Raw genomic sequence first — 11,559 nt, forward strand, 5'->3', positions numbered from 1 at the left:
GCTGCTCTGAGGTAGAATTCATGTCGGGCAAGGTGGCGTTTTTGTTGATAGCTGTGTTTCTCGATAACTCACATTTTATCAATCACTTACGGCATTCTTGCCCTTTTTTATGCAAAATTCAGGCTAGAGCCCCTCCCCCAACGGCTGCCCCCGTTTTCCGCTACACTTGCGGCTACAGCAATAGATTTGAGAACATCGCCATGCCCTCCCCTGTCACTGAAGAACTCCTCGATTACACGACTTCCTGCGCGCTGCCCACTCCCTGGGCGCAGTTCACCCTGCACGCCTTTGTCGAGCATGCAACTGGCAAGGAGCACCTGGCGATGACCCTGGGCGACATCGGCGACGGCGAACCCGTCCTCGCGCGCGTCCACTCCGAATGCCTCACCGGCGACGTGCTTTTCTCGCAACGCTGCGACTGCGGCGCCCAGCTCGAAGGCGCCCTCAAGCGCATCGCCGAGGAAGGCCGCGGCATCCTGCTCTATCTGCGCCAGGAAGGACGCGGCATCGGCCTGGTCAACAAAATGCGCGCCTACCGCCTGCAGGAAGCCGGCGCCGATACGGTCGAGGCCAACCTGGCCCTCGGTTTTCATGCCGACGCCCGCAGCTACGAGCTGTGCCAGCCGATGTTCAGCCATTTCAGCATCCACTCCCTGCGCCTGATGACCAACAATCCGCGCAAGATTGCCGCGATGGAAAAGCTCGGCGTCACCGTCAGCGAGCGCGTCCCCCTGCTGGTGAACCGCAACGCCACCAACAACAGCTACCTGAACACCAAAGAAGCCAAGCTCGGCCACATGATGACCCCGCTGGCCGAGCCGGTCGCACAGGACGGCGAGCTTTAAGAGAACCCGGAAAGCGCGCAAATAAGCTAAGCTGGTGGCAAGATAGAAGAAACAGTTCTTGCCACCGAAGGATTGCATGAAATTTGTCAATACCGCAGTGCTTGTTTATTGCTTTGCGACCCATGCTGTCGCGGCGGCGCCGCCCGTCAAGCCTGCGGTGCCGCCCCGTCCGCCCGCTTCCCTGGCCATGCCGGCCGTGATTCCTCCGACAGTCCCCGCCGCGATCCCTCCGACCGTCCCCGCCGTGATTCCACCGGGCGCCCAGCCTCCTGCCGGCACCGCGCCCGTGCCCGACGTCGACGACAACGCCACCCTGCCGCCGCCCTCCTCGGCCGCGCAAAAAGTGTATTCCGCCGCCAAGGCCGACCTGTTGCAAATCCGCATGCTGCTCAAGAACGGGCGCAGCCAGTCGAGCGTGGGCTCGGGCTTCATGGTCGGCACCAGCAACCTGGTGTTGACCAATTATCACGTGGTGTCGCAAATGGCGATCGACCCGGATGTGTACGTCGGCGAATACATCGATACCGACGGCAAGAGCGGCCCGGTCGAGCTGCTGGCCGTGGACGTGCTGCACGACCTGGCGGTGGTGCGCATCAACCGCAACGGCAGCGGCTTTTTCAATATCCCCGAGAAACTGGTCAAGCTGACCCAGGGCCAGTATCTGTATTCGCTGGGCAATCCTCTCGACCTTGGCTTCGCCATTTCGGAAGGCTCCTACAACGGCATCATCTCGCGCAGCTTTTACGACCAGCTGATGTTTACCGGCCCGATCAACTCGGGCATGAGCGGCGGCCCCAGCGTGACCGTGGGCGGCGAGGTCGCCGGCGTGAACGTGTCGAAGCGGCGCGATGGCGAATTGATCAGCTTCCTGGTGCCGGTGCGCTACGCCCAGGAACTGCTGAAAAAAGTGCAGGCGCAGACCAGCAAGCCGAAGGATTTCAATCCCCTGATCGGCGAGCAACTGCTGGCGCACCAGCGCGCCATGATCGACCGCCTGCTCGATTCGCCGCTCTCGCTCAAGACCATGGGTCCGTACCAGGTGCCGGTGCGCGAGTCGGAACAGGTGCGCTGCTGGGGGCGCTCGAACGTCAAGGCCGAAGCGACCTTCAACGCCGACACCATGGCCTGCGCGATGGAGTCGGCCATTTTCGTGTCGGATTCGCAGCAGACCGGGCACGTGTCGATGACGCACCAGTACGTGCGCTCGGCCATCCTGGACCCGGTGCGTTTCGCGGTGCTGGCCTCGACCCTGTTCAAGACCGATAACCTGGGCAGCACCAAAGACACCCGCATGACCGGGCCAATGTGCACCGAAAAATTCGTCAAGACCAAGTCGCTGCCGCTGCGCGCGGTGACCTGCGTGCGCGCCTACCGCAAGTTCGCGGGCCTGTACAACTTCACCCTGCTCACGGCCAGCACCGACGACGCCCGCGCCACCTTGCAGAGCCGCCTCGATGTGTCGGGCGTCTCGTACGACAACGGCATGCGCACCACGCGCGCCTTCCTCGAAGCGCTGGCGCGCGGGAACAACAAATGAACGCGCCCTACTTCATCGAAACGCTGGCGCGCAACGGCGACGTGCTGCACCGGCACCAGGTCGACGCGCTGCCGATCCGCTTCGGGCGCGGCTACGACAACGACTTCATTCTCGACGACGCCTTCGCCGCGCCGCGCCACGCCGTGCTCGAAGCGGGCGAGGACGGCCAGGCCGTGCTGCGCGACCTGGGCACCAAGAACGGCGTGATCCACCTCGGCAAGCGCAAGTCCAGCCTGGCGCTGACCGGCGACACCGTGATCCGCATCGGCCACACCACCCTGCGCGTGCGCGGCGCCGATTTTCCGGTCGGACCCGAGATGGTCGACCGCACCATGCACGGCTGGGAGGGCGGCATTCCCGGCGTGGTCGGCATGCTCCTGACCGGCGCTTTTGCGCTGATCACCACCTGGCTGGGCGACACCCAGGCGTTCCAGTTGATCCGCTACCTGCTGCCGCTGGCCTTCGGGATCGGCGCGGGACTGGTATGGGGCGGCGCGTGGGCCTTCGCCAACCGCCTGTTCGGGCGCCACGCGCGGCTGGGGCGCCACCTGTTCATTTTCGGCTGCGGCCTGACGGCGGTGCTGGCCTACAAACTGGGGGCGAGCGCCGCCGCCTACGCGTTCTCGCTCGAAGCGCTCACCGCCTACAGCGCGCACGTGGCCATCGCCATCGTGGCCGGCGTGATCTTCTTTCACCTGGGGACGGTCAAGCCGCACCAGACCCGGCGCTTCGGGCTTGCCTGCCTGATCATCGCCATGATCGGATCGGGCCTGGTCCTGATCAGCAACCAGCTGCGCTACGGCCGGGTGGCGGACGAGCTGTTCATGTCGGTGCTGATGCCGCCATCGACGCGCGTCAGCCTTGACCACAGCGTCGACGGATTCATGACCGATGTCGCCGCCATGAAAGCCAGGCTCGACGCCGAGCGCGGCACCAGGATCAAGGGCGACGGCGGCGACGACGATTGAACGAACCTCAGGCTTTCTTGGCCATGATCGGATGCAGCATCTCGCCACGGGCCAGCATCGCCGCAAAGTTGGCGATGTGGCGCGCGCGGGTTTCGGGCTTTTTGGCGGTCTGGATACGAAACAGCATCGCATAGCGGTTCTGCGAATTGAGCGTGGCGAAGAACGCGCGCGCGCCGGGGTGCGCATCGAAGGCCGCCTCCAGGTCGGGCGGCACCTGGGCCGAACTGGCGGGTGCGTAGGCGGCGTCCCAGCGGCCATCCTGCTGCGCGCGCCGCACTTCGGCCAGGCCGGCCGGCTGCATTTTTCCCTCGGCGATGCAGGCGAGCGCCTTGGCGCGGTTGACCTGCGACCAGATGCTGCGCGCGCCGCGCGGCGTCCAGCGCTGCAGCCAGTAGTGCTGGTCCTCGGCTTTCTTCTGGCCGTCGATCCAGCCGAAGCACAGCGCCACTTCCAGCGCTTCCTGGTACGACACGGTCGGTTCAGGGGCGCCCTTCTTCGCATGGCGCAGCCACAGCCCGCGCGAGCCGGCATGGTGCTCGGCCAGCCACTGCGCCCAGGCGGCTTGCGAGGAAAATGCGCGCGGGGTGGCGTCTTGCGCCAGCGCTGTCTCCATCTTGTTTCTCCCATTTCTTTGACATGATCGAGAGAATACGCAATCATCAGCGCTTCGACCAGCCCCCCCCCACCCGCTCATGCCACTGCAACGCTCCACCATTGTCATCGGCGTCGCCTGGCTGCTGTTCTGGGCACTGATGGTATCGGTCGCCGTCGAGGATTACCTGCGCGACGGCGGCACCCGGCTGTGGCAGCCGGTGCTGTGGGAAAGCTCCTCGATGCTGGCCGCGACCGTCTTGCTGGCGATCCAGCGCCAACTCACGCGCCGCCACGATCATTTGCTGGCGGCCCCGTGGCGCTGGTTCGGCCTGCAGGCGCTGTTCCTGCCGATGTACTGGGTGGCGTTCGTGCCGATCGCCTTCGGCATCCGCCATGGCGTGTACGCGCTGGCCGGCTCAAGCTACGAGCACGAAGCCTGGGGGCCGACCTTTCTGTACGAATCGCTCAAGCTGTCGGTGTTCGTCGGCCTGTTCGTGGTGATCGTGTTCGGCATCCTGTCGTACCGGCAGCTGCTTGAAGAGAAGCTGCGCGCCGAACAAGCCAACGCCCTGCTGCGCCAGGCCCACCTGCAGCGCCTGCGCCAGCAGATGCAGCCGCACTTCCTGTTCAATGCGCTCAACACTATTTCATCCCTGATGCACACCGATGTCGCGCGCGCCGACGCCACCCTGATCGAACTGGCCGACGTGCTGCGCGCCACGCTCGACGTGGGCGAGCTGCAGGTAGCGCCGCTGTCGACCGAACTGCGGCTGGTGCGCGGCTACGCCCGCGTGATGGAAGAGCGCTTCGCCGGGCGCGTTGTCATCGCATGGCGGATCGACGACGCTGCACTTAGCTGCCCGCTGCCGGTGATGAGCATCCAGCCCCTGCTCGAAAACATCTTCAAGCACACCGTGGAGAAGCGGCGCGAGACGGCCCGCATCGCTATCTCGGCCAGCCGCGCCGACAACCGGCTGGTGCTGACGCTGGAGGACGATATCGGCACCTTGGCCCCCGACGCGCCGCCCGGAGTGGGCCTGTCCAACCTGCGCGAACGGATGGCGGCGCTGTACGGCGCCAGTGCCAGCCTGGAGCTGTCGCCGCTGGCGCCCGCCGGCGTGCGCGCCACGATGACCGTGCCATGCGCCTCCTGATCGTCGACGACGAGCGCCCCGCGCGCGACAGGCTGCGCCAGCTGCTGGCGCAGGAAGACGGCATCAGCGCCATTCTTGAGGCGCGCGACGGGGTCGAAGCGATGCGGCAGATCGCGGCGTGCGCGCCGGACGCGCTGTTTTTGGACATCCAGATGCCCGAGGTGAGCGGCCTCGAACTGGCCGCGTCGCTGCCCGCGCCGGCGCCGCTGATCGTCTTCGCGACCGCGTTCGACCAGTATGCGCTCAAGGCTTTCGATGCCAACGCCATCGACTACCTGCTCAAGCCCTACGACCAGGCCCGCCTGCGGCGCGCCCTTGAGCGCCTGCGCGAACGCTTGCAGGCGCGTGCCGCGCAAACCCTGCCGCCGTTCGTTGGCGAACACGCGTTGCAGCAGTTGCTGGTGACCGAACGGGGCGTCACGCGTGTGATCCGCATCGACCGGATCGGATGGATCGAAACGGCCGACAATTACGTGATCCTGCACACGGACGGCAAGCCGCTGATGCGCCAGACGCTGGCCGGCCTGCTGGACAAACTGGGACCGGGCTTCATGCGCTGCCACCGGCGCGCAGCAGTGCAACTGGCATGGATCGAGCGGGTCGAGGCGCTCGACAAGGGCGACTGCGAGCTGGTGCTGCGCGATGGCGCGCGCGTGCCATGCAGCCGCCAGTACCGCGCGACGCTGATGGAACGCCTGTAACGCCGCTTCACCCCACCGTCATCCCGGCTCGCCCCATTCCGCTGGCGTGTCGGCCCGCGCTGATTCAGGCTGTGATTTTTTCACTCACAAAGCGCGCCATGACTACCTCGCCTGCCCGACTCTGGTTTCTCGACTGGGTCCGTATCCTCGCCTTTTTCGTGCTGATTGTTTACCACGTCGGCATGTATTACGTGACCTGGGACTGGCACGTCAAAAGTCCCTTTGCCAGCCACGCCATCGAACCGCTGATGCTGCTCTCGTCGCCGTGGCGCCTCGGGCTGCTGTTCATGGTGTCGGGCGTGGCATCGAGCCTGATGCTGGCGAAAACCAGCGCCGCCCGCTTCCTTGGACAGCGCAGCGCGCGCCTGCTGCTGCCGCTGGTGTTCGGCATGCTGGTCATCGTGCCGCCGCAGGCCTACCTGGAAGTGGTGGAAAAACTGGCCTACCAGGGCAGCTACGCCGACTTCATGCAGCTGTACCTGGGCCGATACCGCGGCTTTTGCCGGGGCACCGACTGCCTGATCATGCCGACCTGGAACCACCTGTGGTTCGTGGCCTATCTGTGGGTGTATACACTGCTGCTGGGCGGCCTGGTGGCGGGACTTGGCAGCCGCGTCGACCGGCTGGCCGCGCGCGTGGCAGCGTCGCTGGTGGGCTGGAAGATCATCGCACTGCCGTTCGTGGCGCTGGCGATCGTGCGCCTGCTGTTGCAGCCACGCTTTCCGACCACGCACGCGCTGGTGGACGACTGGTTCAACCATGCGAACTACGTGCTGCTGTTTCTGCTGGGCGCCATGCTCGCGCGGGCGCCGCAGTTCTGGCCGCGCGCAGAATCGCTGCGCTGGAGCGCGCTGGGCATCGCGGCGGCCTGCTGGGCCACGCTGACCATCTGTTTCGCCCTGCCCGATAGCTTGTTCATCCCCCAGGCGCTGGAGCAGATGTGGAATTTGCAGCGCATCCTGTACTCGCTGTTCTTGTGGAGCGCAATCGTTGGGGTATTCGGCTTCGCGTACCGCCACCTGAACCGCGACAGCGCCAACCGGCGTTATCTGGTGCAGGCGGTGTTCCCCGTGTATATCGTGCACCAGACGCTGATCGTCGTGATCGCACATGCAATACAGCCGGCCAGGCTCGCGCCCGTGATCGAAGCGCTGGTGTTGATCGTGCTGACTATGTGCCTCAGTTTTGCTGTCGTCGACGTGGCGCGGCGTTCACGCGTCTTGCGACCGCTGTTCGGCATCGCCCCCGTGCAGGCAAGCGCAAAAATCCAGCGCGCCTCACAGGAAGTGACGACGCACTGAACGACGCCACGATGCGCCAGGTTGCCGCCGGGGGCAACAAGCCTTCGGCGGCAACGGCCTTACCAGTTCCAACCGGCGCTGTGCCGGTCAGGCGCACCCCTCGCGCTTGTGATTTGCGATACCTGCGCCTGCTATTCAGGCATTCTTGCCGGTGCTTGCACCACCCGATTTGCTACCCGCGCCGGTGGAACTGCCGGACTGAGCTGCCGGTGACGCAGTCGCGCCTTGCGACGAGCCGCTGCCTTGCATGCTGCCGTGCTGGTCGCTCTGGCTGCTGCCTGCCGAACCACCCTGCGCGCTGCCGTTCTGGCCGCTCTGCATGCTGGTGCTGCCGCGCACTTCGGTGCTGCCGTTACCGCGCCAGGCGCCGCCCTGTTGCGTGAACGGGTCGCTGAACTTGCGCATGTTTTCCTGTTGGTTTTGCATGCTGCGTTCGGTTTCTTCGGAAGCGACGCGGGCCACTTCATCGGCCAGGGCGCGCGCCGTGCGGGTGGTTTCCTGCACGTGCTGCTCGGTCACGCGGGCCAGTTCGACCTGCGCATCGGCCGCCACGCGCGAGATGTGCTGTTGATAGGCGCGCAGTTTTTCAGTGGCGGGCTGGGCGCGCGATGCGGCTGCGCTGATCACGTCGGTCTGGCGGTCGGCCGTCAGCATTTGCTGGCCGGCCATGGCGGTTTCTTCCAGCAGGGTCTGGGTCAGCTGGATGTTCAGGGCGCACAGTTGCTGGAACGAATTAAACAACGACTTCGACATATCGTTGAGGAAGGAAACCTGCGCGTCCAGGTGGCTGCGCATAGCGGGAGTTACCGATTGCGGATATGGAAACATGTAGTCCTCTTTTATGTAATTGATCAAGTACAAGGAGTTGCGGTGCGGGGATAAGCGGCCTTGCTTGCCAGCCTTTCAGCGCGCCGCCGCAGCGCATGCCCGGTGAAGACTGTTTGTCGCGAATCAAAACCTTGCGCCAGATCGTCTTCAGCACGAGTCACTAGGCTAGGGGACTATCACCTTGTGGGTTTGATATATATCAAACGTGTTCAAGTCGGCAACGTTCTCAGCTGCTTTCTGTCTTGAAACGGTGCACTTGTGCTGCGCCGCACCAAAAGCATGCCGTGCGTCGCCGGCGGGCCCGGGCGGCCAAGGGCTGGCGGCCACGCATGGTTGTGGTATGGAAATTGCTTATCTGCATACGCTAATCACCATATACAAGGGAGCGTTGCCAATGCTGCTCAAAAACGACTTGCTCTATTACCCGGCGCAGGAGCGCACGGTCCGCATTTTGTGGATCGACAGCGCCGCCAGCGTCGCCTACACATTCGACGTGGGCGCGAAAGGCGCGCATCCCGAGATCGCGCCGCTGCAGTCCCTGCATGCCGATCTGGGCGCGCGGCGCGCTCAGCTGATGCTGGTGGACCCTTACGCGGCGCGCGGCGATCCATCCCTGCTGCCCGCGCGCCACCGCCAGGTGCGCGACCGCGCGTGGGCCGTGGTGCAGGACTTGATCGCCGACGAACCGGCCATCTACCAGGCGCGCCACCGCGGCCGCATGGTGATGGCGCAAAGCGCGCTGCACGCAATTTCGCACCCGTCCATCTACCGCTATCTGCGGCGCTACTGGGAGCGCGGCCAGCATCCCGATGCGCTGCTGCCGGATTACAAAAACTCCGGCGCGCCGGGCAAGACGCGCGGCTCCAGCGCCGGCGTCAAACGCGGGCGCCCGCGCAAGGCCGGCAGCCATCCGGGGCTGAACGCGGACGACGGCATCCGCCGCACCTTTCACGCCGCCGTGGCCCGCTACAGCGCCACGCACGCGCAGTTCTCGCGGCGCGGCGCATACCGCCAGATGATTGAGGATTTCTTCGATCCAGGCCAGGCCGACTGCTTGCCGACCTTCGGTCAGTTCAACTACTGGATCGAGAAGGATGCGCCGGGCGCGGGCGCATCGGTGTGAGCCATTCGCCCGGCCGAAACAGTGCGGCGCGGCCCATCACGACGCGGGCTCAGTCGGTGCTCTTGTCGTATTGGTAGGCCGGCAAGGATTCGCCGCAATCCTTGCAGTACTTCGCATCCGCTTCATGCCCTTCGCTCAGGCACGACGGACAGGTCCGGGTGGTCGGCTTCCAGTTCATGCGCTGCGATGTCATCTCCGCCGTCACAATCCCGGTCGGCACCGCCAGCACGCCCCACCCCAGCAGCATCATGAAGGCGGCGATCAGGCGCCCCAGGTTGGTCTGCGGCGTCAGGTCGCCGTAGCCGACCGTGGTCATGGTCACCGTGGCCCAGTACATCGCCATCGGGATGCTGGTGAAGCCATTTTCCGGGCCCTCGACCACGTACATCACGGTCCCCAGAATCAGCACCGCCATCACCACTACCGACAGGAACACGAGGATCTTGCGCCCGCTGGCGCGCAGGGCGCGGCCGAGGCGCAGGTATTCGTTGATGTACAGCGTCAGTTTGAAGATGCGGAAAATGCGCAGCAAACGCAGGATGCGGATATCCAGAAAGACCGACGCCTCCGGCACCAGCAGCGCAAAATAGGTCGGCAGCACCGAAATGAGGTCGATCACGCCAAAGAAGCTGGTGGCGTAGCGCCATGGATGGCGCACGCAGTACAGGCGCGCGATGTATTCGGCCGTGAACAGCAAGGTGAACGTCCATTCCAACACAGTGAGCGGGCGCTTGATGGCGCCGGTCGCCGACGGCACGCTGTCGAGAATGACGACGGCGATACTGAGCAGGATGATGGCAACGAGCAGCACGTCGAAATGGCGGCCCGCGCTGGTATCGGCCTCGAAAATGATGGTGTAGATGCGCCGGCGCAGCCCGCTGTCGGGCTTGCCGAAGAGCGGCGGCGTATGCGGTGCGATATCGGCGGCGGCTGGAGTGGAGGTGTCGGTCATGGTGCCGGCAGGTTAGCACGGACAAGGGGCGCCAGGGAACGCCCCCTCTTGTCGATTAATCGGCGTGGCGTTCGACCCAGACCGCAAAGGCGTCGACGAACTTCTGCAGGAAGGCCTTGGTGCTGTCGTTGGTGAGATTGTCGCCTTCGTACTGGCTGGCGATGTTCGACAGGTAGGCTTCCGGCTGCTGCATGGCGGGCATGTTCAGGAACACCAGCGACTGGCGCAGGTGATGATTGGCCCCGAAAGCGCCGAGCGCGCCCGGCGTGACGCTGACCACGGCGCACGGTTTGCTGCCCCAGGCGCTCTGGCCGTACGGACGCGAGCCGACGTCGATCGCGTTCTTCAGCGCGGCGGGCATGGAGCGGTTGTATTCGGGGGTGCAGAACAGGACGCCGTCGAATTCCTTGAGCTTGTCGCGGAACTCGGTGTAGACCGGCGGCGGCGCGGCGTCGTCGTCCTGGTTGTACAGCGGGAGCTGGCCGATCTCGATGATCTCCATTTCCAGCGTGGGCGGCGCCAGCAGCATCAGGGTCTTGGCGACCTTGCGGTTGAAGGAATCCTTGCGCAAGCTGCCAATGATGACGGCGATTTTTCGTGAAGCCATGTCGGTCCTTTCGGGGGTGGTCGGTTTGTCGGTGCTGCGTGATTTGTAAATCTTAACAACTTTTACAGTACCACGCGCGCTTTTCCGCCCCCCCCTGCGGACTAGTTAGTAAGCGACCGTGAAGCGCTGGCGGCTGTGCGTCGGCTGTTCCAGCTCGTCGATCATGGCCACGGCGTAGTCTTCCACCGAAATGGCGCTGTTGCCGGCGGCGTCGGCCAGCAGCTGATCGCCGCCGAGGCGGAACACGCCGCTGCGCTGGCCCGGCGAGATCATCGCTGCCGGACTGAGCATGGTCCAGTCGAGCGAGGCTTCGGCGCGCAGCAGATTGAGCGCCTGGCGCGCGCCTTCCGCACTGGCGCGGTAGGCTTCCGGGAAGCCCGGCGTGTCGAGCAGTTGCACGCCAGGCGCGACGTCGAGCGAGCCGGCCCCGCCGACCACCAGCAGGCGAGGCGCGCGCGCTTCCTTGACGGCGGCGATGATGTTGCGCACGCCGGCCAGGTAATACGCCTGCACATCGCCCTGGGCATGGCCGCTGAAGGCCGACAGCACCGCGTCGGCGCCGGCCAGTTGCGCGGTCAGCGCGGCGACCTCCATCACGTCCGTTTTGTGGGCCTGCAAACGCTCGCGCGCGGCCAGCTTCTCGGGACGGGTCGCCAGCGCGGTGACGGCATGGCCGCGGTTGAGTGCTTCATTCAATAAGGCTGTGCCAATGAATCCGGTGGCGCCGATCAAAACGATGTTCATTGCAATTCTCCTGCTGTTGGGTTGGTATGGAGAGCATGATGCCATCAAGAATTGATGAGATAAACGGCATTTGACGCATTTCATTGTTACCAATTCCTTATCAATCCAGCGAGCCGGGCAATGTGATGGCGGCTTGCGCTGGCGCAAGGCGGACGCTGGTATAACGCCGATTATCGACAACACGCCTGACCGGGCACATGAAACC

The 11,559-nt window shown here is 64.8% G+C and carries 12 protein-coding genes; 7 read left to right on the top strand and 5 right to left on the bottom strand.

What is annotated here, in order from left to right:
• Window positions 1-200 precede the first annotated feature (200 nt).
• From ribA to F2P45_RS15015, 3 genes are all read left to right on the top strand, one after another.
• Entirely contained in the window at window positions 201-845 is a 645-nt protein-coding gene (gene ribA, locus F2P45_RS15005; RefSeq protein WP_166876420.1) for a GTP cyclohydrolase II, read from the top strand.
• A gap of 76 nt (window positions 846-921) precedes the next feature.
• The gene (locus tag F2P45_RS15010) at window positions 922-2,382 is read left to right on the top strand and encodes a S1C family serine protease (RefSeq protein ID WP_166876421.1); all 1,461 of its coding nucleotides are present in this window, start codon (window positions 922-924) and stop codon (window positions 2,380-2,382) included.
• Entirely contained in the window at window positions 2,379-3,350 is a 972-nt protein-coding gene (locus F2P45_RS15015; protein WP_166876424.1) for an FHA domain-containing protein, read from the top strand. The genes F2P45_RS15010 and F2P45_RS15015 overlap by 4 nt, the downstream gene beginning before the upstream one ends.
• Before the next feature lie 7 nt (window positions 3,351-3,357).
• Here F2P45_RS15015 and F2P45_RS15020 read toward each other — a convergent pair whose 3' ends face one another.
• On the bottom strand, window positions 3,358-3,963 hold the full coding sequence (locus F2P45_RS15020) for a YdeI/OmpD-associated family protein (protein WP_166876426.1): 606 nt from the start codon (window positions 3,961-3,963) through the stop codon (window positions 3,358-3,360).
• A gap of 79 nt (window positions 3,964-4,042) precedes the next feature.
• Here F2P45_RS15020 and F2P45_RS15025 point away from each other — a divergent pair, with 79 nt between their 5' ends.
• The 3 genes from F2P45_RS15025 (at window position 4,043) to F2P45_RS15035 (ending at window position 7,100) form a co-directional block, all read left to right on the top strand.
• The gene (locus F2P45_RS15025; protein WP_166876429.1) at window positions 4,043-5,098 is read left to right on the top strand and encodes a sensor histidine kinase; all 1,056 of its coding nucleotides are present in this window, start codon (window positions 4,043-4,045) and stop codon (window positions 5,096-5,098) included.
• A complete protein-coding gene (locus tag F2P45_RS15030) occupies window positions 5,086-5,799 on the top strand; it encodes a LytR/AlgR family response regulator transcription factor (RefSeq protein ID WP_166876432.1) in 714 nt (237 codons plus the stop codon). The genes F2P45_RS15025 and F2P45_RS15030 overlap by 13 nt, the downstream gene beginning before the upstream one ends.
• Window positions 5,800-5,897: 98 nt before the next feature.
• A complete protein-coding gene (locus F2P45_RS15035) occupies window positions 5,898-7,100 on the top strand; it encodes an acyltransferase family protein (protein WP_166876435.1) in 1,203 nt (400 codons plus the stop codon).
• Window positions 7,101-7,235: 135 nt separating this feature from the next.
• Here the strand turns inward: F2P45_RS15035 and phaP are convergent, their stop codons facing one another.
• Window positions 7,236-7,928, bottom strand: a complete 693-nt coding sequence (gene phaP, locus F2P45_RS15040) for a TIGR01841 family phasin (RefSeq protein ID WP_166876437.1) — start codon at window positions 7,926-7,928, stop codon at window positions 7,236-7,238.
• 394 nt (window positions 7,929-8,322) lie between these two features.
• Here phaP and F2P45_RS15045 point away from each other — a divergent pair, with 394 nt between their 5' ends.
• Window positions 8,323-9,051: a hypothetical protein gene (locus tag F2P45_RS15045; RefSeq protein WP_166876440.1), complete on the top strand. Its 729-nt coding sequence runs from the start codon at window positions 8,323-8,325 to the stop codon at window positions 9,049-9,051.
• Window positions 9,052-9,100: 49 nt separating this feature from the next.
• Here the strand turns inward: F2P45_RS15045 and F2P45_RS15050 are convergent, their stop codons facing one another.
• From F2P45_RS15050 to F2P45_RS15060, 3 genes are all read right to left on the bottom strand, one after another.
• Window positions 9,101-10,003, bottom strand: a complete 903-nt coding sequence (locus F2P45_RS15050) for an ion transporter (protein ID WP_166876443.1) — start codon at window positions 10,001-10,003, stop codon at window positions 9,101-9,103.
• Between the two features lie 55 nt (window positions 10,004-10,058).
• The gene (locus F2P45_RS15055; protein WP_166876445.1) at window positions 10,059-10,610 is read right to left on the bottom strand and encodes an NADPH-dependent FMN reductase; all 552 of its coding nucleotides are present in this window, start codon (window positions 10,608-10,610) and stop codon (window positions 10,059-10,061) included.
• Between the two features lie 105 nt (window positions 10,611-10,715).
• Window positions 10,716-11,354, bottom strand: coding sequence for an NAD(P)-dependent oxidoreductase (locus tag F2P45_RS15060; RefSeq protein WP_166876448.1), 639 nt, complete (start codon window positions 11,352-11,354; stop codon window positions 10,716-10,718).
• Between the last annotated feature and the right edge of the window lie 205 nt (window positions 11,355-11,559).

This window comes from Massilia mucilaginosa (assembly GCF_011682145.1).
Lineage (GTDB): Bacteria > Pseudomonadota > Gammaproteobacteria > Burkholderiales > Burkholderiaceae_D > Telluria_A > Telluria_A mucilaginosa.

What these genes read in the sequence shown, in the direction of transcription:
- ribA (WP_166876420.1), top strand. Translation starts at nt 201, where the DNA reads ATGCCCTCCCCTGTCACTGAAGAACTCCTCGATTACACGACTTCCTGC.
- F2P45_RS15010 (WP_166876421.1), top strand. Translation starts at nt 922, where the DNA reads ATGAAATTTGTCAATACCGCAGTGCTTGTTTATTGCTTTGCGACCCAT.
- F2P45_RS15015 (WP_166876424.1), top strand. Translation starts at nt 2,379, where the DNA reads ATGAACGCGCCCTACTTCATCGAAACGCTGGCGCGCAACGGCGACGTG.
- F2P45_RS15020 (WP_166876426.1), bottom strand. Translation starts at nt 3,963, where the DNA reads ATGGAGACAGCGCTGGCGCAAGACGCCACCCCGCGCGCATTTTCCTCG.
- F2P45_RS15025 (WP_166876429.1), top strand. Translation starts at nt 4,043, where the DNA reads ATGCCACTGCAACGCTCCACCATTGTCATCGGCGTCGCCTGGCTGCTG.
- F2P45_RS15030 (WP_166876432.1), top strand. Translation starts at nt 5,086, where the DNA reads ATGCGCCTCCTGATCGTCGACGACGAGCGCCCCGCGCGCGACAGGCTG.
- F2P45_RS15035 (WP_166876435.1), top strand. Translation starts at nt 5,898, where the DNA reads ATGACTACCTCGCCTGCCCGACTCTGGTTTCTCGACTGGGTCCGTATC.
- phaP (WP_166876437.1), bottom strand. Translation starts at nt 7,928, where the DNA reads ATGTTTCCATATCCGCAATCGGTAACTCCCGCTATGCGCAGCCACCTG.
- F2P45_RS15045 (WP_166876440.1), top strand. Translation starts at nt 8,323, where the DNA reads ATGCTGCTCAAAAACGACTTGCTCTATTACCCGGCGCAGGAGCGCACG.
- F2P45_RS15050 (WP_166876443.1), bottom strand. Translation starts at nt 10,003, where the DNA reads ATGACCGACACCTCCACTCCAGCCGCCGCCGATATCGCACCGCATACG.
- F2P45_RS15055 (WP_166876445.1), bottom strand. Translation starts at nt 10,610, where the DNA reads ATGGCTTCACGAAAAATCGCCGTCATCATTGGCAGCTTGCGCAAGGAT.
- F2P45_RS15060 (WP_166876448.1), bottom strand. Translation starts at nt 11,354, where the DNA reads ATGAACATCGTTTTGATCGGCGCCACCGGATTCATTGGCACAGCCTTA.